This window comes from Bacteroides sp. OM05-12 (genome assembly GCF_003438995.1).
Taxonomy (GTDB): domain Bacteria; phylum Bacteroidota; class Bacteroidia; order Bacteroidales; family Bacteroidaceae; genus Bacteroides.
In genome coordinates, this window is record NZ_QSUN01000001.1 from 26130 (window position 1) to 48170 (window position 22041).

General features: G+C 40.2%; 16 protein-coding genes and 1 tRNA gene. 11 read left to right on the forward strand and 6 right to left on the reverse strand.

The window, feature by feature from the left end:
• Nucleotides 1–5 precede the first annotated feature (5 nt).
• From DXB63_RS00180 to DXB63_RS00195, 4 genes are all read left to right on the forward strand, one after another.
• Nucleotides 6–1154 carry an AI-2E family transporter gene (locus DXB63_RS00180; protein ID WP_122124354.1) on the forward strand — a complete coding sequence of 383 codons (1149 nt, stop codon included), beginning with the start codon at nucleotides 6–8 and terminating at the stop codon, nucleotides 1152–1154.
• Between the two features lie 68 nt (nucleotides 1155–1222).
• Nucleotides 1223–1298: transfer RNA gene (locus DXB63_RS00185), tRNA-Lys, on the forward strand.
• A gap of 519 nt (nucleotides 1299–1817) precedes the next feature.
• Nucleotides 1818–3746: an Omp28-related outer membrane protein gene (locus DXB63_RS00190; protein WP_122124355.1), complete on the forward strand. Its 1929-nt coding sequence runs from the start codon at nucleotides 1818–1820 to the stop codon at nucleotides 3744–3746.
• A gap of 37 nt (nucleotides 3747–3783) precedes the next feature.
• Nucleotides 3784–6984 carry a carboxypeptidase regulatory-like domain-containing protein gene (locus DXB63_RS00195; protein ID WP_122124356.1) on the forward strand — a complete coding sequence of 1067 codons (3201 nt, stop codon included), beginning with the start codon at nucleotides 3784–3786 and terminating at the stop codon, nucleotides 6982–6984.
• Nucleotides 6985–7065: 81 nt separating this feature from the next.
• Here the strand turns inward: DXB63_RS00195 and DXB63_RS00200 are convergent, their stop codons facing one another.
• Nucleotides 7066–8196 (reverse strand): acyltransferase, encoded by a 1131-nt coding sequence (locus DXB63_RS00200; RefSeq protein ID WP_122124357.1) that lies wholly within the window; start codon nucleotides 8194–8196, stop codon nucleotides 7066–7068.
• 173 nt (nucleotides 8197–8369) lie between these two features.
• Here DXB63_RS00200 and proC point away from each other — a divergent pair, with 173 nt between their 5' ends.
• From proC to DXB63_RS00215, 3 genes are all read left to right on the forward strand, one after another.
• On the forward strand, nucleotides 8370–9137 hold the full coding sequence (gene proC, locus DXB63_RS00205) for a pyrroline-5-carboxylate reductase (RefSeq protein ID WP_122124358.1): 768 nt from the start codon (nucleotides 8370–8372) through the stop codon (nucleotides 9135–9137).
• 113 nt (nucleotides 9138–9250) lie between these two features.
• The gene (locus DXB63_RS00210; protein ID WP_122124359.1) at nucleotides 9251–9805 is read left to right on the forward strand and encodes a helix-turn-helix domain-containing protein; all 555 of its coding nucleotides are present in this window, start codon (nucleotides 9251–9253) and stop codon (nucleotides 9803–9805) included.
• Between the two features lie 27 nt (nucleotides 9806–9832).
• The gene (locus tag DXB63_RS00215) at nucleotides 9833–11491 is read left to right on the forward strand and encodes an AMP-binding protein (protein ID WP_122124360.1); all 1659 of its coding nucleotides are present in this window, start codon (nucleotides 9833–9835) and stop codon (nucleotides 11489–11491) included.
• A gap of 53 nt (nucleotides 11492–11544) precedes the next feature.
• On the opposite strand, the gene DXB63_RS00220 is transcribed toward DXB63_RS00215, so the two are convergent.
• Nucleotides 11545–11973, reverse strand: coding sequence for a PAS domain-containing protein (locus DXB63_RS00220; protein WP_122348105.1), 429 nt, complete (start codon nucleotides 11971–11973; stop codon nucleotides 11545–11547).
• A gap of 20 nt (nucleotides 11974–11993) precedes the next feature.
• Entirely contained in the window at nucleotides 11994–13193 is a 1200-nt protein-coding gene (locus tag DXB63_RS00225) for a PAS domain-containing sensor histidine kinase (RefSeq protein ID WP_122124362.1), read from the reverse strand.
• Nucleotides 13194–13313: 120 nt separating this feature from the next.
• Here DXB63_RS00225 and DXB63_RS00230 point away from each other — a divergent pair, with 120 nt between their 5' ends.
• From DXB63_RS00230 to DXB63_RS00245, 4 genes are all read left to right on the forward strand, one after another.
• On the forward strand, nucleotides 13314–13556 hold the full coding sequence (locus DXB63_RS00230) for a DUF2007-related protein (protein ID WP_122124363.1): 243 nt from the start codon (nucleotides 13314–13316) through the stop codon (nucleotides 13554–13556).
• 136 nt (nucleotides 13557–13692) lie between these two features.
• The gene (gene proB / locus DXB63_RS00235) at nucleotides 13693–14775 is read left to right on the forward strand and encodes a glutamate 5-kinase (protein WP_122124364.1); all 1083 of its coding nucleotides are present in this window, start codon (nucleotides 13693–13695) and stop codon (nucleotides 14773–14775) included.
• A 16-nt stretch (nucleotides 14776–14791) separates the two neighbouring features.
• Complete coding sequence (locus tag DXB63_RS00240) at nucleotides 14792–16045, forward strand: glutamate-5-semialdehyde dehydrogenase (RefSeq protein WP_122124675.1); 1254 nt, start codon at nucleotides 14792–14794, stop codon at nucleotides 16043–16045.
• Nucleotides 16046–16070: 25 nt separating this feature from the next.
• Complete coding sequence (locus DXB63_RS00245) at nucleotides 16071–17027, forward strand: acetylornithine carbamoyltransferase (protein ID WP_122124365.1); 957 nt, start codon at nucleotides 16071–16073, stop codon at nucleotides 17025–17027.
• Between the two features lie 205 nt (nucleotides 17028–17232).
• On the opposite strand, the gene DXB63_RS00250 is transcribed toward DXB63_RS00245, so the two are convergent.
• The 3 genes from DXB63_RS00250 to DXB63_RS00260 all read right to left on the reverse strand — a co-directional run bounded on the left by DXB63_RS00250 (nucleotide 17233) and on the right by DXB63_RS00260 (nucleotide 21944).
• Nucleotides 17233–17625, reverse strand: a complete 393-nt coding sequence (locus DXB63_RS00250; RefSeq protein WP_122124366.1) for a rhodanese-like domain-containing protein — start codon at nucleotides 17623–17625, stop codon at nucleotides 17233–17235.
• A gap of 120 nt (nucleotides 17626–17745) precedes the next feature.
• Nucleotides 17746–19506 carry a polysaccharide lyase family 1 protein gene (locus tag DXB63_RS00255; protein WP_122124367.1) on the reverse strand — a complete coding sequence of 587 codons (1761 nt, stop codon included), beginning with the start codon at nucleotides 19504–19506 and terminating at the stop codon, nucleotides 17746–17748.
• 458 nt (nucleotides 19507–19964) lie between these two features.
• Nucleotides 19965–21944: an Ig-like domain-containing protein gene (locus tag DXB63_RS00260; RefSeq protein ID WP_122124368.1), complete on the reverse strand. Its 1980-nt coding sequence runs from the start codon at nucleotides 21942–21944 to the stop codon at nucleotides 19965–19967.
• Between the last annotated feature and the right edge of the window lie 97 nt (nucleotides 21945–22041).

Here is a 22041-nt window from a genome sequence, read left to right on the forward strand (position 1 = left end):
GAGTTATGCTTGACAAAAAAATTACTTTCGACAGTTTTATCCGAAGTATATTGGGGTTAGTTGTCATCGTAGGCATTTTATATCTTTTCAATCGGCTTAGCGGAGTGCTCCTTCCTTTTTTCATCGCATGGCTGATAGCTTATATGATTTACCCACTTGTCAAGTTTTTCCAGTATCGGCTAAAATTTAAAAGTCGGATATTATCCATTTTCTGTGCACTTGCCACCGTACTTTGTTTGGGTGTTGCTGCATTCCTGATTTTCGTGCCGCCTATGATAGAAGAATTCGGCAAACTGAAAGACCTTTTGATAACTTATTTCATAGATGGAGCACAGACCTCCGCCATTCCCGGAAATGTTTCCCAATTTATCAAAGAATACGTTGATATGAAATGGCTGAGCAACATGCTATCAGAAGAGAATATCATGAATACACTTCGGAACACTCTTCCCCGGGTGTGGAATATGTTAGCACAGTCTGTCAACATCCTATTCAGTATTTTTGCATCTTTCATTATATTATTATACATCGTTTTCATTCTTTTGGATTACGAATCTATCGCGGAAGGCTGGTTACATTTGCTACCGATGAAGTACCGTAAGTTTGTATCCGGACTGGTTTACGATATGCAGCATGGTATGAATAAGTATTTCAGAGGTCAGGCATTGGTTGCTTTCTGTGTAGGTATCTTATTCTGCATCGGTTTTCTAATCATCGACTTCCCGTTAGCTATCGGTTTAGGGTTGTTTATCGGAGCTCTCAACATGGTCCCTTATTTACAGTTGATAGGATTCATCCCTACCATTATGCTGGCCCTCTTGAAAGCGGCAGATACAGGTCAAAACTTCTGGTTCATCATGCTGGCAGCATTAGCTGTATTCTGTATTGTACAAATCATACAGGATACCATCATTGTGCCTAAGGTCATGGGAAAGATCACCGGACTAAATCCTGCCATTATTTTACTCTCCCTCTCAATATGGGGTTCATTAATGGGTATTCTAGGCATGATTATCGCTCTTCCGCTAACAACTCTAATGCTCTCCTACTACCAACGCTTCATTGTCGGCAACGAAAAGATAACATCTTATCAGCCGGAAGTTACTAATAATCAAGAAGAAATAGAAATAGAGGAAAGAAATACAAAAAAATAACCTTTCAAAAGTTTGGAGTTTAAATAAAAGTCTCTATCTTTGCACCCGCTTAACAGCAAAAGAGGATTGATTCGCTAGCTCAGCTGGTAGAGCACAACACTTTTAATGTTGGGGTCTTGGGTTCGAGCCCCAAGCGGATCACCAGAACAAGAAGAAAGCCCTGATTTTCAGGGCTTTTTCTTTTTATCAATAGTTTGTTTATTCCCTCAACCTATTCTCTCACTAAAACATTCTCTCAAGAAAGCAATACACTATTTAAAAGCCATCAATATCTATATTATGGTTTAAATGGGAAATTATGCCATTATATCTTCATGTGCCTTACCTGTTTTTTATTAGTAGAATGCTAACAATCATATAAGCTCAGTGATAAATCCTTTAAAGGTTATGCCTCAAACCAATTAAAAACATACTTAATATTGTCACATATACTCGCATTCAAAAGCTGCGCATAACCACTTCTGGACAATTCTTTATAATATATAGACTTATTTTAATAAATCCACCTTTACAAAATTAATTAGAATTAAATATAAACGATAGATTTGAAATCTATTAAATAAATAGTCTTATTCGATACGAATTTATAGATTATAAAAAGAAAACTTCTAAGACAGCTCTTTCTTGAAACAAAAGGTCAATGACACTTTAATTATAATACTTATGAAAAGATTTATACTGCAAGACTTGATTTTAGTAGCATTATTGTTGTGTTCAGCGAAAATGATGGCATTAACAAATAATGCAGAAGAAAAATCTACAACCATGAAAATAGGATACACCCAAGGCGATCTTACTTTAAATGTTGGTTCGGAATTCAGAGTGTATTTAAAAGGCGCGATACAATTTCCGGCAGAATATATGCAACGCTTGAAAGGAAACAGAATCACAGATATCCGTTTGGCAATTGGTGACAAACTAAAAGAACAGGAAAATGATATATTCATCACTAAAAATTTGAAAGAAAAGCCGATATATACTCAGAATGTTGACAGGCTTGAAGTTGGTTGGAATGAGATTACACTTAATACTCCCTTTGAGATAACAGGAGAAGAATTATTTATTGGTTTTAGCTATATTGCCCAAGGTGATGTCACCTCATTAGACGGAGGCACGGACAATAATTATGCTGATTGGTTAAGTATAGCCCAATCTGCTAATGAGGAAAGGAGTTGGGGACATCAGGGAGGAGGATGCCTAAACCTACAAGCTATTGTAAAAGGAGATAACCTGCCTCAAAATGATGCTTCTTTGTTTAGTATATCAGCCAAAAAGTATGCTGCTCCGGGTAAAGCATTTCCCATAGATATGATAATAAGAAATATGGCTGCTGCCGACATCAATCAGATGACCGTTACTTACACCATTGAAGGACAAAGTCCTGTAACAACAACAATTGACGGCATCTCTATTGCAACTAATGATTTAGGAATAGTTCCTTTAGAAAACATTATAATTGATGAAAGTAGTATTTATGACTTAAATATAAAGATAGATAAAATAAACGGAATGATGGATGAAAATGATTCCGATAATACGGGAAAGGTGGAACGAATATTCTGTAGGGACGAGTACACTAATCGTAAGATTTTACTTGAACAGTATTCCACGATGCTATGTAAAAATTGCCCTTCTGCACATTTAACTATAGAACAAGCTTTAAAATATAAGAGAGATATTATTAGAGTGGTACACCATGCCGGCTACGGAACAGATGACTTAACAATAGCGGAAAGTAATGATTACCTGTTTTTCTTTAAAAACGCCATGGGTAATGGAAGTTATTATGCCCCGGCAATGATGTTGGATCGCACTAACATGGCCAGCTATGGAGCGGACAACGGTAGTGGTGCGGGAAGTCCCGGTCCTGCATTCTTTGTCAGAAACAGTAATACATCAAAACTGATAGAACAGAGTATGACATCTCCGGCATTGGTTTCTTTATCAATAGACAGAAAATACAATCCGAACAACCGTTTGTTGACAGTTTCCGCATTTGGAGAGGTTACAGCAGAAAATGTCAGCCAGTTAGGTGGTGATAATATTTGTCTGAATATAGTCTTGACAGAAGACAGTATTTTAGGGGAACAAGAGTCTGCCCCTAATCCGGATGAATATTATCATAGTCATGCCATTCGTAAAGTGATAACCTCCACCTGGGGAGATCCGATTGAATTTACCGGAAACTTATTCCATTCTAAGGAATACACTTTTACTTTACCGGAAGAATGGGTGGATAAAAAAATGCATGTGATCGCCTTTATAGCAAACAGTGACCAAAAAGATCCGAATAATTGCAAAGTATACAATGCAGATGAAATTGATTTGATTGATTCGAATCCGGTTTCTTTATCGGATATACAACAAGAAAAACAAGAATTAAAGGTTTATAGTAACCCTTCGGACGGATACCTGTATATAAATGGCAATTATGATAATGCAGTAATTTATGACACCGCCGGTAATATGATGAGAGCTGTTACTTTTTATCCATCTAAGATAGATGTAAATTCTTTAGATAAAGGAATATACTTTATCCGGTTTAATATTGACAGTGCTTCATGTACACATAAATTCTTAATAGTTAGATGACTAATGTCAAGTTTATATTTAAAATTAATTTAATGCTATGAAACATTTACATTTTTTATTAGCAGTATTGCTACTAAGTTTTAATTTTCAGTATGTCTACAGTGAAATAAAAGAAGCCTCAACAGATTTCTTCTACTGCGGATTTAGTACATACGAAGAATTTGATCAGTGGACAGTTATCGACAGTGATGAAGATGGTTCTAAATGGTATTGGGAAGGTAACTATTTGTATGCAGGCTATAGAGGAAGGGGTGCTGATGATTGGTTTATTTCTCCGACAATCACCTTTTCCGGTACATTGAAGAATCCTATATTAAGAATCTACTGGACTGGTTCAGGTTCGTATTATGAAACGATTGCGGTAACTATCGGCAACGGCAACAATGTGGAAGCCCAAACCACCTTTTTGTTGGAGCCAACTCAACTTGATTGGCAAACGAAAAAAGAGATCAGAACTATTAAGTTATTAGATTTTTTTCCGGAAGGTTTAACCGGAGATTATAACATCGGATTTCACATTACAACCCCTAGCACCAGTATTTTTAGTTTAAATAGCATTCTTGTAACAGAATTGTCAGACGGAGTGTTGGAAGGAACATTAACCAACTCTAAAGATGATATTCTTAGTGGAGTCACGGTTTCTTTACAAGGTGAATATTATAAAAAAACAGATTGCATAACAGATGAAAACGGGAAATATAGTTTCAAAGATGTTCCTGCCGGAGAATATAAAATTAGTGTGAATCAGGACGGACATGATCCATATTTAGAAACCATAACCATTGAAGCAAAGAAAACTGTTACGCACGATATTAGATTAATAGCAGCGAATTATGAAACAGTAAGCGCTACTGTAGTTGATGAAAGCGGTGCCCCTGTAAAAAATGCGGTAGTCACTCTAACCGGAGAGCTTTCTTATAACACTATTACAGATGAAGACGGAAAATTTGCAATAGAAAAAGTGCGTGAATGTGAAAAGTACACATTAAAAATAGAAAAGGATCTTAAGATAACTCATGTAGAAGAATTTGCATTGACAAACAGTCCTGTGAAACTGGGAGAAATTGTGATGAAAACCCGCGTCGTTACTCCTTTAAATATAAAAGCCGAAACAATTGACGCCGGAGTGCTACTTTCTTGGATGATGCCTTTGAAGGAAACAGAAATAAGTTGTGATAATGGCAATAAAGATGGTGGACTCATTTCTATAAGCAGTCCAACTCCTGAATTTGCTATCGCAGGAAACGTATTTAATTACCCGATGGTATTATCAGGAATAAAATGGGTATTATCGGATTTTCAAGGAAACCACAACACAACAGATATATATATATTCTCTTTAAATAAAAATGGATCATTGTCCAACAATTTGGTATATTGTAAAAAAGATGTTCCAAATACTGATAATGAATGGTCTGAATATAGATTTCCGGAAGAAATAGTTCTTCCATACGGAGGAATATTGGCTATAGGTAACAAAGCAGGAGTCGGTCTTGTTTATGACGGGGAAGGTTCCAGCCACTCTTGTTACTCATATGATTATGTTAATGATGGTATCACATCTTATAATAAAGGAAATTTCCTTGTACGAGGAATCGGTTCGCCTCTTGGAGTTCCTCAACTTGCTCCGGCAAGAAATATTGCCAATCAATACCGTTCTATTAAAAATGTCGTTATGCCACGTATGAACCAAGCGTATGCAGAAGCAGGAGAATTTACTTATAATGTGTGGAGATTAAATGTAGAGGATAAAGAAAATCAAGATAGCTGGACAAAATTGGATGCAAATCTGACAGATCTGACTTATATTGACCGTAAGTTTAATCAGTTGCCTCAGGGATCATATCAATATGCAGTTCAAGCTGTATACGCAGATGGTAAGATGTCTGACATAGGTTATTCCGAGGAAATCGAACACTTAATGAGTACTGATGTCACTATAATAGTAACGACCAGTACAGCCGTAGATATGTCTAAAGGCGCTGTTATTACCTTAGAAAATGCGGATAAACCGGAATACACCTATACAAAAGTGGCAGAAGGTCATAAAACGGTATTTAAGGGCATTAGAAAAGGAATGTATAACATGACAGTTATTAGAGATGGATTCGAACCGTCTTCGTTTGCATGGACATTTACAGGAGATACAGGTGAGATGGAATTTGAACTGGACTTCATTCCTAAAAGTCCGTTTAATGCAAAAGCTGTACAAGATGAAAATACGACAAATGTAACTTTCAATTGGAATACAGAAGAAGGTATATTTGAAGATTTTGAAGGAATGGAAGATTTTTCAATCAATCCCGCAGGAGAACTAGGATGGACATATACAGATGTAGATCGTAAAGCAACTTACGGAATGCAGTTATGCGAATTTAACAATATGGAATCTCCAATGGCTTATATGGCATTTAATCCGAGCCAGACTTCTCCAAGTATTTTGGAATATGTTCAGCCACACAGTGGAGACAAAGTATTAGTGGATATGGCAGCTATAGAAGGAGCTAATAACGATTATCTGTTTTCTCCGTCATTATCGTTTGAAACGGATTTTGTTTTGAGTTTCTATGCAAAAGCCGGTTATTTCGGACTTTTAGGTGATGAGACATTTATGGTAGGCTATTGTGAAGAGGAAGCAACCCCTGAAGATGTAACATGGATAACAACTGCTCCTCAGAGTGTTGGAGGAATGTGGACACAATTTGTTTATGACATACCTAAGGAAGCCAAGTATATCACGATCAGATGCATTTCCGAACAAAAGTTCGTATTCGCTTTAGATGACATTTATATTGGTTATAAAGAATCCGATATTTTCCAATTAGCGACGTTTAATGTATATTTAGATGAAGAGTTAGTTGGAAAAACCAATAATCACTCTATGGTGTTCGACAATTTATCAAAAGGAAAACATTTGATTAAAGTGCAAGCCGTATATCCAATGGCTAATGACGAAAAACAATACTCAGATTTTGTTGAAACAATGATTACGGTAGAAGCACCATCCAGCATAAAATCCGCATTGAATGAGTCAATGTTTGTTTATGATATGGAAACAGGTATTATTCTGTTGGATAAAGCAATTGATAATGTTAGTATAATTGACGCACAAGGCAGAAGAGTAACAACACAAGACGCTTCGCATCAGATCAATACAGCAGACTGGGCAACCGGCATATACATTATCAAGATTAAATCAGGGAATAAAGTTTCTTTTGGTAAGATTCTAGTTCAATAATTAAAAACAAACCTAAACCTTAGAAAAAGCTGTCTTTATAATGAAAATTATGAAGGCAGCTTTATTTCAACTACCCATTATCTACTTTGTAATCCGCAAAAAATGCTTAGCCAAATACTTCCGCACAGGTTCATCATACAATTTTAAACATAGATAGGCCAATAAAATATTGCCTATAACTAAAGCCAAAGCTCCAGGTAAGGATTGAACGAATGTGAGACTTTCATTTTTCACCCAAGCATAATACAGATATATAAATGGATAATGCACCATATATAAAGGATAAGATATATCTCCTAAGAACTTACATACCCGGGTAGTATGTTTGTCTGTCGTTTTCCCTGAAGCCCCTAAATAGACGAGTAACGGAAAAAGAAAAGCAAAACATACCGTATCGTATAAACCGTTCATCCATAAACTCTCGCCATCACCTATACGTGGTATCACAAGCAAAACTACTACCGACAAGCTACATATCCAGAAAGCTCCTTTTATGTGAACAGGCTTAAAAATACGTGATAACAATAAACCGGCAGGAAATGAAAACAATATGCGCAGAGAACCGCCAACCATATTATCATCAGTCAATGAAAAGCCTACGCATATATCACCGTATGGCCCGAATATGGAAAAGGCCGCCAATCCGAGTCCTGCCAGCAGAACAAATATCGTAAGATTCCTTATAGAAAGCTTACGGATGAACAAGGCATACAAAATATTCCCGATATACTCAAAGAATAAAGACCAACTCGGTCCATTCAAAGGATACATTTCACCAACTCCCCGAATCTCAAAACCCGGAGTAGCCGGAATCAAACAGACATTAAGCAAGGTGGCAAGTAATAACATGCCTATAGATACCTTTGACACATCCCACACCGAACAACCTTGAAAATAAAACATAATGGCTCCGATAATGGCACCTATCACGACCATAGGTTGCAGTCGGATAAACCTGCGTTTAAGAAAGTCTTTTATTTTCATGGTTTTCCATCGGTCATCATAGGCATAACCAACGACAAAACCCGATAGGATAAAAAAGAAATCTACGGCTAAATATCCATGATTGAGTTGCTGGTCTAAATGACTTGTCGCATAAGCTTCGAATAAATGAAAACAGACAACAGTAATAGCTGCCACTCCTCTTAATCCGTCCAATATATTATAATGCGGTTTGGTATCTGTAAACGCAGCCGCGGAAATTGTTTGCATCGGTAACCAGTGTTTGAATTAGATTTATGTGTCTTTCTCTTGCACAGCGACAAATGTACGGAATTAATCCAAAAAGCAGAATAGGACTTGATTTTTTATTTCAAATATAACCTATTCGTCTAAATATTTCTACCTTTGCATAATACCAACGTTTATCAGGAAAGGAGATATTTATGAAAATAGCAATTATCGGAGCCGGGAATATGGGTGGAGCCATTGCAAGAGGATTGGCACAAGGTAGTATCATACAAGCAGACGAAATCACGGTAGCGAACCGTAGTATCGGGAAACTGGAAGCACTGAAAGCGGAATATCCTGAAATTTGCATCACCAGCGACAATGCAGAAGCTACAAAAACCGCCGATATGATAATTCTTGCCGTAAAGCCTTGGCTGATGGAAACAGTAATGAAAGGGCTCGATATTGCCAAAGAACAAATAGTGGTATCAGTAGCTGCCGGCATCACATTCGAGACATTGGCACAATACTCGAAAGCAGAAACGATGTTCCGTGTGATTCCCAACACTGCCATATCGCAATTGGAAAGCATGACATTGATAGCTTCACACGGTGCCGGCAAGGAACAGGAACAATTGATGCTGGACATTTTCAACGAAATGGGAATGGCAATGCTTATACCCGAAAGTCAGATAGCGGCAACAACCGCACTCACATCCTGCGGCATTGCCTATGTTTTGAAATATATCCAAGCAGCCATGCAAGCAGGTATCGAAATGGGAGTGTACCCGAAAGATGCTATGAAAATGGTAGCCCAGTCCGTAAAAGGTGCAGCAGAGTTGATTTTAAAGAATGACACACATCCTTCCGTAGAGATTGATAAGGTAACTACACCGGGAGGCATCACCATCAAAGGTATCAATGAACTGGATCATGCCGGATTTACATCTGCAATCATCAAAGCAATGAAGGCCAGTAAGTAACCATATGAAACTTCGAATAACAAAATTCGATTTTGACTATTAATTTGTTATTTAAACAGACATATTTGATGCGTTTATAATATATTTTCCCTACTTTTGTAGAAAAATTGATTATGAACAACCAAATAAGACAAATTGCAGAACGCCTGCGTGGATTGCGGGAAGTACTTGAACTGACCACACAAGAAATAGCGGATACATGTGAAATTCCCGTGGATGAATATCGTCTGGCAGAGAGCGGCGAAGCAGATATCTCCGTTAGTTTATTACAAAAGATTGCCCGGCAATATGACATCTCACTAGATGCGCTGATGTTTGGTGAAGAACCTAAGATGAGTTCTTACTTCCTGACGCGTGCCGGAATGGGAGTATCCATCGAGCGCACACAAGCGTACAAATACCAATCACTGGCATCGGGATTCATGAACCGCAAAGCGGATCCGTTTATCGTCACCGTAGAGCCGAAAGACGATGATACCCCGATACACTATAACTCACATACGGGACAAGAATTCAATATGGTATTATCCGGTCGTATGCTACTGAGCATCAACGGCAAGGAGTTAATCCTGAATCAGGGAGACAGTATCTATTTCAACTCAAAATTACCGCACGGAATGAAAGCATTGGATGGAAAAGCGTTGAAATTCCTCGCCGTAATCATGTAACAACTCAACGAAGAATAAAAGGAAACAATGGTAGAAAGATTTTTAGAACAGACTCATTTTTCTTCTCAGGAAGATTTTATAAAGAATTTCAAGCTGAAAGTTCCGGATAATTTTAACTTCGGCTATGACGTGGTAGACGCATGGGCGGAAGAACAGCCGGAAAAGAATGCTCTCTGTTGGACAAACGACCGAGGCGAATATAAACAGTTCTCTTTCGCAGAGATAAAGAAATACACGGACATGACCGCCTCTTATTTCCAAAGTCTGGGTATCGGTCATGGTGATATGGTGATGCTGATACTGAAACGACGTTATGAGTTCTGGTTCTCTATCATCGCACTGCACAAACTTGGCGCAGTAGTGATACCGGCCACCCATTTGCTAACGAAGAAAGACATTGTGTACCGTTGTAATGCGGCAGACATCAAAATGATTGTCTGTGCAGGAGAATCGATCATCACCGATCATATTAAGGAAGCCATGCCTGAATCACCCACTGTGAAACATGTGGTAAGCGTAGGCCCGTACATACCCGAAGGTTTCGACGACTTCCACAAAGGCATCATAAATGCAGTACCGTTCGTACGTCCCGAACACGCCAACAGTAATGAGGATATTTCACTAATGTACTTCACATCCGGCACTACGGGAGAGCCGAAGATGGTGGCGCATGACTTCACTTATCCATTAGGGCATATAGTAACGGGTAGTTTCTGGCACAACCTCAACGAAGAGAGTCTGCACCTGACCATTGCCGATACCGGATGGGGAAAAGCCGTATGGGGTAAACTATACGGGCAATGGATTGCCGGAGCAAACATATTTGTATACGACCATGAGAAGTTTACACCCGCAGAGATTCTGAAAAAGATACAAGACTGTCACATCACCTCCTTGTGCGCCCCTCCCACTATCTTCCGGTTCCTTATTCGTGAAGATCTGAGTAAATACGATTTATCGTCACTGAAATATTGCACAATCGCCGGAGAGGCTTTGAACCCTGCCGTATTCGATACCTTCAAAAAATTGACAGGTATTAAGCTGATGGAAGGCTTCGGACAAACCGAAACAACGCTTACCGTAGCTACTTTCCCTTGGATGGAACCGAAACCGGGAAGTATGGGTGTACCTAATCCGCAATATGACGTAGACCTGATCACACCGGACGGACGCTCTGCCGAAGCCGGAGAACAGGGACAAATCATTATTCGTACAGACAAAGGTAAGCCTATCGGCCTGTTCAAAGAATACTATCGTGACCCGCAGCGCACACACGAAGCATGGCATGCAGGTATCTACTACACAGGAGATGTGGCTTGGAAGGATGAAGACGGTTATCTGTGGTTCATCGGACGTGCAGACGATGTTATCAAGAGTTCCGGTTACCGCATCGGCCCGTTTGAAGTGGAAAGTGCCTTAATGACCCACCCCGCCGTAGTGGAATGTGCCATCACCGGAGTACCCGATGAGATACGCGGACAAGTGGTGAAAGCTACCATTGTACTGGCAAAGGAATATAAAGACCGTGCAGGTGAAGAACTTATCAAAGAATTACAAAACCATGTCAAGAAAGTAACTGCTCCGTACAAATATCCTCGTGTCATCGAATTTGTAGAGGAATTACCTAAAACTATCAGCGGGAAAATCCGCAGAGTGGAGATCAGAGATAAGGATCGAAATAATTGAGAATTGAAAATTGAAAATTGAGAATTGAAAATGTGAAAACTTTCTTTGCATTTTCAATTCTCAACTATCCTAAATATCGCTACAATGTATTTACAACGGGACAAGGGCACAAAACGTAATTCCAACTCCATACGTTCCATAGTATCCAACATAATAAACAATTTAATTGTTCTTATCTTACCCGTATTCACTGTATCTCTGTAACCTTTATAAATACGGCTCGTAATCTCTGCCGGAAGTAAATCCCATAGGTTAGAACCGATAATCTCTTCCCGTAAAAAAGGGAACAACTCTATATCATAACGATTACAATCGACCACAGCAAAAGGATTGTTCACTATAAATGCAGCATTGGGTAGAAAATGAGGTAAACGACGTTTCAACGCTCGTAAGATTAACAATTCCAATATCATTCCCCTGCTTATCCAACAAACTAGAAAAGCGACTAATAATCCGAATAATATCCCTATCAGTACCTCCATATCTTTCGCCTTTTATTTGATCAGTCTTTACTAACCGGAAGTTTTACCCAGAAGGTAGAACCTTTACCTTCCTCTGAATCCAAACCGATTTCTCCGCCTAAACTATGAATCAACTTCTTACAAACAAAAAGTCCTAATCCCGCCCCTTGCGTAAAGTCGTCCAGTTTAACAAAACGCTCAAATATTTCTTCTCTTTTATCCTCCGGAATCCCTCTTCCGGTATCAGACACATATAGACGGACCATATCACCTCCATTGATAAGCTCCGAGCCAAACTTGATCGTTCCCTCAGAGGTAAATTTAATCGCATTCTTTATCAGACCGTTCATTACTCTGAACAGCTTAGTTTTATCGGAGTAAACCGCACAACCTTCTGCATTCTTATCACAAGAAATAATCACAGACATATCCTTATCTGACGGTAAGCAAAAAAGCGATTCCAAGTCACCCAGCATATCATTTATATTAAAACGGGAATAATCAAAAGAAATCATATTCGCTTCAATCTGGGCGATATCCCAAATATCGTTCATTAATTTCAAAAGAATGTCGATATTATGCTCCACAACTTCCGAATAAACCTTTTGTTCCTCCGGATTGCCGTTCAAAATCAATCTTGAGAAACCGGCTATCGCATTCAAAGGAGTACGTATCTCATGTGTCATATTTGTTATGAAGGTAGCTTTTAGATGATCAGCTTCTTCAGCTTTCCTTTGAGCTTCTTTTAAAGCAGTAACGTCCCACCAGACCATTAATACCCAAGGCTCTACGGTTCTATGTTCCAATACAACCTTGATTAGCTGCACATCACCTATCTTTTTCCCGTCTTTTTCAACGATCTCGTCCGAGATAATCCTTTTTCTATTTTGAAGAACTTGTTTATCAATTTCACGTATCCGGGTTCCTTCCTTCTCTCCCAATATATCTATATCTGTCTTTCCAAGAGCATCTTCACGCTTCCATCCCATCTTGATTTCCGCTTCTGTGTTCCAATAAATATATTTTAAGTCGTTTCCGCTATCTTTTACCATAACGGGAAGAGGAAGACTATCGAAAATATTGGCAAGCAAACGGTTGAAGTCCTCGCCATGTTGAGAAGTCAACCTGTCGCGTTCATTGAGTATTAGGATATTATCTTTCCTCAATTTGTACACTTTCAGCAACAAAAAGAAACAGATTACGCTCAGTATAGTTAACAAAAGTACATAGATGACATTCATTTATCTCGTGTTTTACAATTGCCGTTTCCAAATATAAGAATTTTATGAGTTTAAAAACAAACTTTTTGGAGTTTAATTGTTATATTTGTAATTAGAGTATTCACTTAAATATAAAAATATATGGCAACAAAAGACAATGACCCATTGGTAGAAGTATTCGGTGGTACCCCTTGGGAGGCAGAAGTAGTGAAAGGTTTGCTGGAATCTAATAACATCCCCGCCATGCTAAAAGACGAAACGATGGGCAGCATCACTGCCCCGTATGCAGGTTTGGGAGGAGAAATGAAAGTACTCGTAAACGAAGCTGACTATGGAGCGGCTTTACAACTTATCGATCAAAAGGATAAAGATAAAGACGAATAAGATTCTGTACATAAAGAGAGAGAGATGAACAATGAAGAACGACACCAAGATTCGTTCTTCATTGTTCATTTTTAATTATGCATTACTTACAATTCGATTATATTTCCTATATTTGTGCTTCCAAATTAACGGTAAAATGACATATCAATTTACAAAAATAGCAGTTAAGATCGGTAGCAACGTACTAACCCGTAAAGATGGCACATTAGATGTGACACGTATGTCGGCGCTCGTAGACCAGATAGCCGAACTGCGAAAAGCCGGAATTGAGATCATTTTAATATCTTCCGGTGCTGTGGCATCCGGCAGAAGCGAGATAAAGGCCTCAAAGAAACTGGATAGCGTAGACCAACGCCAATTATTTTCTGCAGTGGGACAAGCCAAACTCATCAACCGATATTACGAACTGTTTCGCGATCATGGTACTCCCGTAGGGCAAGTACTCACTACCAAAGAGAACTTCGGAACAAGACGTCATTACCTTAATCAACGTAACTGCATGATGGTAATGTTGGAAAATGGCGTTATTCCCATTGTTAATGAGAACGACACGATTTCCGTTACCGAACTGATGTTTACCGACAACGATGAATTAAGCGGAATGATTGCTTCCATGATGGATATGCAAGCACTAATCATACTAAGTAACATAGACGGAATTTACAACGGCTCTCCTTCCGATGCCAACACAAAGGTAATACGGGAAGTAGAACACGGGAAAGATCTGTCCGACTATATACAGACCGAGAAATCAGGATTCGGACGCGGAGGCATGCTTACCAAAACCAACATTGCCCGCAAAGTTGCCGATGAAGGTATCACCGTTATCATAGCCAACGGCAAACGGGATAATATCCTGGTCGACTTGTTGAAACATCCGGAAACAACGGTCTGTACCCGCTTCATCCCTTCCAACGAAGAAGTGTCCAGTGTAAAGAAATGGATCGCCCACTCGGAAGGATTTGCCAAAGGAGAATTACATATCAACGAGCAAGCTACCAAAGTGCTGAAAGGTAAGAAGGCTGTGAGCATTCTTCCCGTAGGAGTCACACACATAGAAGGTGAATTCGAGAAAGACGATATTGTCCGTATTATGGATTTTAAGGGTAAACAAATAGGCGTAGGTAAAGTAGGATTCGACTCTGCGGAAGCGAAAAAGATGTTGGGCAAGCACGGGTTAAAGCCTTTCGTGCATTATGATTATTTGTATCTGGAATAAAATCGGGAATAGTAAGATGGTAAACAACTTAAAAGAAACTTTCGAATCAGTTCGGATGGCAAGCCGTTCGCTTGCTATGCTGGAAGACTGCAAAATCAACGATATCTTAAATGCTGTGGCAGATGCTGCCGTTGCGCAAACAGATTATATCCTTGCTGAGAACAAGAAGGATTTGGCACGGATGGATAAAGACAATCCCAAATACGACCGACTGATGCTTACAGCCGAACGTATTGAAGGCATTGCTTCCGACACCCGCAACGTAGCTTCCCTCCCGTCACCGCTTGGGAAAGTGTTGAAGCACACCCTGCGTCCCAACGGAATGGAACTGACCCGTATCAGTGTACCCTTCGGCGTTATCGGGATTATCTACGAAGCTCGTCCGAATGTCAGCTTCGATGTATTTTCCCTTTGTTTGAAATCGGGTAATGCCTGCCTGCTCAAAGGTGGTAGCGATGCAGACTTCTCAAACCGTGCCATCGTGCATGTTATTCATTCCGTATTAGAGAAGTTCCACGTAGATACCCACACCGTAGAGCTACTTCCTGCCGACAGGGAAGCAACTACGGAATTGCTGAACGCTATAGGATATGTAGATTTAATCATCCCGAGAGGCGGCAAGCAGCTGATTGATTTTGTCCGTCACAATGCAGCCGTACCTGTTATTGAAACCGGTGCAGGCGTATGCCATGTCTATTTTGATAAGGCAGGCGATGCAGCAAAGGGAAAGGCTATCGTCACCAATGCAAAAACACGCCGGGTAAGCGTATGCAATGCACTGGACTGCCTGCTCATTCACAAAGAACGTCTGAGTGAACTGGCAACCCTTTGTGAGGGTCTGCAAGCAAAAGGAGTTACTCTTTATGCCGACTCTACGGCATACGCATTTCTAGAGAAAACGTACCCCAAAGAGTTGCTGAAACGAGCTACTGAGGAGAACTACGGCACTGAATATCTGGACTATAAGATGACCGTCGCTACTGTTTCCAATATAGATGCAGCCATCACACATATTACAAAATACGGTTCGGGACATAGTGAATGTATTGTTACGGAAGACAGCGAGACAGCCGATTATTTCACACGTGCAGTCGATGCCGCCTGTGTTTATACCAATGTGTCGACGGCATTTACTGATGGCGCACAGTTCGGACTGGGTGCAGAGATAGGCATCAGTACCCAAAAGCTCCACGCCAGAGGCCCGATGGGTTTGGAGGAACTCACTTCTTATAAATGGGTTATCAAAGGCGATGGACAAATCAGAGAATAAAAATCAATAATAAACAATTATAACTATGAAACAATTTACTTGTGTACAAGATATAGGTGATTTAAAGTCTGCCCTCAACGAGGCTTTTGAAATAAAGAAAGATCGTTTCAAATACTGTGAACTGGGTAAGAACAAGACTTTAATGATGATTTTCTTCAACTCAAGCCTCCGCACTCGTCTGAGTACTCAAAAAGCAGCGTTCAATTTGGGCATGAACGTCATTGTGCTCGACATCAATCAAGGTGCATGGAAACTGGAAACGGAACGGGGCGTTATTATGGATGGCGACAAACCGGAGCATTTGCTCGAAGCCATTCCGGTGATGGGCTGTTATTGCGATATTATCGGTGTACGCTCTTTTGCAAGGTTCGAAAATAAAGAAGACGACTACAACGAGGTGATACTAAATCAGTTCATCCGGCACTCCGGTCGTCCGGTATTCTCTATGGAAGCAGCAACCCGCCACCCGTTACAGAGCTTTGCCGACCTGATAACGATTGAAGAATATAAAAAGAAAGACCGTCCGAAAGTAGTCATGACATGGGCTCCGCATCCTCGTCCGTTACCGCAAGCCGTACCCAACTCTTTTGCCGAATGGATGAATGCAACGGATTATGACTTCATTATCACTCATCCGGAAGGCTATGAGTTAGACCCCAAGTTTGTAGGCCACGCCAAAGTGGAATACGACCAGATGAAAGCGTTTGAAGGAGCAGACTTCATCTATGCAAAGAACTGGGCTGCCTATACGGGAGACAATTACGGTCAGATATTAAGCAAAGACCGTGAATGGACTGTCGGTGACCGACAAATGGCCGTAACCAACAACGCTTACTTTATGCATTGCCTGCCGGTACGCAGAAACATGATTGTCACGGATGATGTAATTGAAAGTCCGCAATCCATCGTGATCCCCGAAGCTGCCAACCGGGAAATATCCGCCACCGTAGTACTAAAAAGACTAATCGAAGGACTTAAATAAGAGAGTCCGCCGATACCCGTTTTTCAACATACGGTCGATTGATTACAAACATACGGTCCTTTGTTCGCAAACTCCTATCGTTTGCAGACAAAGGACCGTATGTCTTTTTTCAATCAACCTGATGATTTAAAAAAACACCGAGATGTTTGAAGAAAAAGATAAAGGTGTTTGTAAAAAACATCAAGGTGGTTATAAAAAGTTTCAGCTACTTATCAATTTCCTTGCCTGCCTTTTCCCAACCGATAAAACCGTTGTCCAAATCAAAGACTTTAAAGCCTTTCTTTGCCAAAATAAATGCAGCCTTCTTACTGCGCTTCCCACTACGGCAATACACCGCTACCGGAATATCTTTTTGAAGAACGGAATCAACATGTACCGTAAAAGAATCATCCATCACATTCATATTGATTGCCCCCGGAATATGACTTTCCGAATATTCCAAACCCGTACGGACATCAACCAATTGTATATTCCCATTATGCAGCAACATGGAAAAATCATCCGGAGAAAGCGACTCAAAGCCTCTATTACCGCCACAAGCAAGGCAAACAGTCGTAAAAGCAAATAAAGTTGCCAGCAATTTCATTATCCTTTTCATATCTTACAATCATTAATAATCAGGTTACAAAGATAGAGAGATTTACTTTATTAAACGAAAAAAGAGGAAAAGCGTTTGCTCTTCCCCTCTCCTTTTGCTAATTGCTTTATCTAAAAATACCTATTGAATAATAAACTTTTTCCCATTCTGTATATAGATACCTCTCTGTGGATTTCTCACCACTCTGCCGGACAAGTCATAAATTGGTCCGTCCGCCTGCACCTCATTATAGACAGGAGCCGTGATGCCGGTAGGGACAACAACCGTATCATCACCGATAATACCGACAAAAGAAGATTTATAATTAAGCATCTTAGTCTTCAAACCGGTATTAATATCATAAGAAGAATCATCCGTTGCATTGTTAAAGGCAAATTCAAAATCACCGTGCTGCATACGTCCCGCACCATACTGTCCCGTCACTACACCCGGCACATCGTCGGCTGCATCCGGTGTATAAGAGTACATCAATGAAGCATTCGTATCAAAATTATCATAAGTGCTTCCACCTAACTTGGCTTTTACCGTTGCCGGAACTTTCTCATTACGGTCGGTCACCTCATAAGCGTCAAATTCTACCTGAGCATTCTGATAAGTAACATAACGAAGTCCCGTACATTCTTTAAAAACATTTCCATAAGCCTTAATCATACCACCATTCTCACCGGAGAAAGTTCCTTTACCTTTAGGGTCTGCCGCAATATCCGTTCCCTGCATGGAAATCATCATCGGTTTATTCGTGTTACGATAATAGTTGCTCTCCACAAACACACTGGAACCTGTAGTCGCGCCTACCCCGTATTTTGCATTACCATCAAAATAGTTGTTGTACACGTGAACACTCATGGTACGCACACGCGGGTGGCGTGAATCCGAATGGTCAAACCAGTTATGATGGTAAGTCATATAATTCGGACCGCTCTCCGATTTCATACCGCAAAGAGAAGACTTACCGGAATCCCAAAAGTGATTGTAAGAGAAAGTTATGTATTGCGAATCGCCTTTAACATCCAGCGAACCGTCGCCTTTTGCCTGATCACCGCCTTTATCATTGCCATAGAAGAAATCAATGTTATGTATCCAGCAATGACTATTGTCCGTATCCAGAGAAACACAGTCGTCTTTACAGTTCATCACGGCGAAGTTACGAAGCTCCACACTTGTACAATTACGCATCAGAATACCAAACCCGTGAATGACGGCATCATTTCCTACTCCCTCAAAAGTAACGTTCATTTCCGTATATGACTTTTGCCCCTTTATCTGAAGTCCTTCCGAGGAACTTCCAAGCTCATCCGTATCTGTAATTTTAATCATACCGATGATACGTACCGCTACCGGAGTAGTGCCATATTTACCGTTTCGTCCATCCATGATGCCTTGCAGTCCGGTAAAAGTCTTGCCATCTACCTCACAAGTAACAGTTTTTGCATTCTCAGCTGTCACATAGACCACCTTTGCACCTGCTTTCAATGTTCCGTTGTCATTATAAGCACCGATACCCTTCGTATAGTTAAGATGGGCAAAGCCTCCACGGTCGTGTGCTTTTGCTGTAAATACATTGGTCTCGACTGCTTCATTCACTTTCTCTGTTCCATCTTCTGCTACCGGAACAATCTTGAATTTATAATCACCGGCTTTAATGCCCAACATATCCACACGTGCATAAGTTCCGTAATCACGTACCAACGGGCCATCCACACGCAGATACTCACCACTGTCTACCGATTTATAATATACATTGTAAGATTTGGAGCCATCTTTGGTAAAGGTAGCATACCCTGACTCAAACCAACCGCCTACTTCCTGAACGGAAACAGCGGCAAAAGAAAGCGTTGACGCAAACATGGTCAATGCCATCAAAAATCCTTTTAAATTCATCGTCTTGTTTTTTAAAATGTTTTTCATTTATATAGAATCTTAATCTTCATGTCTTATCGGATGCAAGATTACAGAATCTGCAGGCAAAATATGTGGAATAATAAACTCATGATGTAGATAAATAATTTTTTATCATTAAAAAGAAGATGTATCGAAAGTCAAAGCATCCAAGTTTCCCCGCTTGAGCGGGGATTAAGGGGTGTGTGATCTTTCTTTCACTTTTCTGAGACGTACGACCCACTTTTCTGAGATGTACGTCTCGCGAATCTGAGACGTACGACTCACGGCTCTGAGACGTACGACTCACAACGCTGAGACGTACGACTCAGAACGGTGAGATGTACGTCTCAGAAAACTCACTTCTATTTAACAGTGACCTTAGCAGCTTTCCGGCTCCCGACCGATACTAGATAGAATCCCTCTTGTAACGGAATCTGTATTTTAATGTACATGTACAGTTATCTCTTTATCATCTTTTCCCGTTCCACCGAACCGTCATCATAAATATTCTCCTGAATATAAATCATATTACCGGTCAACTCACGTACCTGTACTCCCGAAAGATTATAATATCTTGTCCGAATGATTGCCCGATTGTTATTTACCGTCGATACATTATTAGGATTATTACTTGCCAAACGGATATTAGCACCATGAATATTCAAATCTCCGGTAGATGTGTTTTCTATCTTGACATAGATAGGAGAAGCACTTGAAACCTCCGGACAAGTAATTTCCAATTTCCCTTTTTTATTTCCGTCTAAAGACGCAATCGCCATCCCCCAGTTTGTTCCATCCATACTTACATAGATATTGCCTTTAAAATCACCTCCGCGACCTAAATAAAGTTTAAACAGAGAGCAACTGGGCAAAGCCATCGTCATAGAAGTTTCTTTGGCAATGTATATCGCACCCACATGATCATCCAGAGGAGTCTCTTTATTTAGTGTTTGCTTCGTTGCGTCGAATTTACACCCGGAGAAAGTGCCATTCTGTATCATAGCCTCTGCAACCGATGCGTTCGTTTCATTGAACCAGAAATAATCATCGGCAGGAGCATTCTCCCCAAACAGAGAGCCTGCATCCGATAAAGACGGGTTATTTACCGTCACCGTCACAGAGCGCGAAGCGAACTTGCCTTCATTATCATAAGCCTTGACAGCAAATGAGTAAGTTCCGGCTACCAAACCGGTAAACGAATAAGTATAAGGTGCGGCATTCAAGGTCTCCACCAATGTATTGCCATTATAGAATTCTACTTTAGCTATTTCACCGTCTTCATCTGTTGCATTTGCAGAAACCGTTACATCTGCCGGTGCATCAAAGCTTGCCCCTTCTACCGGAGAAGTGATTTGAACTACCGGAGCTTTATTACCATCCTGACTACCATAATCATCATAATTCGTAATGACACCCACCCCGGCATACTGTGCCAGCAAATCAGGTAATTCCATTGCATCGTTTTGTTCTACCGTGTAGGGGGGAGTAAATGGAGATGAAGCCGCACGGGAAGTGAAGCCACTCTCCACAGTCGAATCAAAATAGTTTCCCGTTCCTGAAGCAAAACCTTCGGCCGCATCTTTCGGCTCCCAATAAACGCCTTTCACCAGTTTCGTAAAATAGTTATTCTCTACCAACAGATTACAGCCTTCACGCGTATGGATGCAATTGCTGTAATACTTTCCATTCTCCAGCCAACCTTCAAAATAGTTGTTATAAATATGCCCCGTACCTCCACGGAAAGAAGGCACACGTGAGTTCAAACGAACAAAGCGATTGTGATGAATCGTTATCTTACGATCATAAGTATCAGTAGCCGTGAAACCTATCAAAATAGATTTATAGTGGTCGTGGAAGTAACACCAAGAGACAGTAATGTATTCACTGTTTTTCTTTATATCCAATAAACCGTCATACTTATCTTTTTCGGAACTATCCGCATCTACCACAGATGCCTTAGGAGTCTCATTATAAAACTCGCAATGGTCTATCCATATGTTTTGGGATTTATTGGAACTGGTCGTCGTTATTTCAATAATGTCCTTGCCACCGCCTGAACCGGTCATCGTGAACTTTATATTACGAATAATAATATTACTGGAACTGGTAATAATCAGAGGTGTCTGCTCTATGAAAGCATTTCCGTCTGCTCCGAATATCGTCAGATTAGCACATTCTTTGATAGGAATAGCCGTTCCACCGTTATTGATTGTCCCGTTAACGCGAATAATTCTCGGAGTAGTACCGCCATTTTTCTTTGTCCCGATAGCTTCTGCCAGTTCCGCAGCATTATGTACATCAATAATGCTCGTTGCAGAGTTTCCGCCCGTAGTTCCACCGTTTTGTGTAGCAAATCCCACACACGAAAAGTCTTGTGCATAAACAGATGAAGTCAAGACACAAAAGCAAAAAAGTAAAAAGTAATAAATGTTTTTCATTCCTGCATGATTGTTTGGTTAATCAAATTATAAAATCTAGCAAGTGCAAGATTAGCAAGAAATAACACAACAAATGTGGAATCATTGACTATTTATG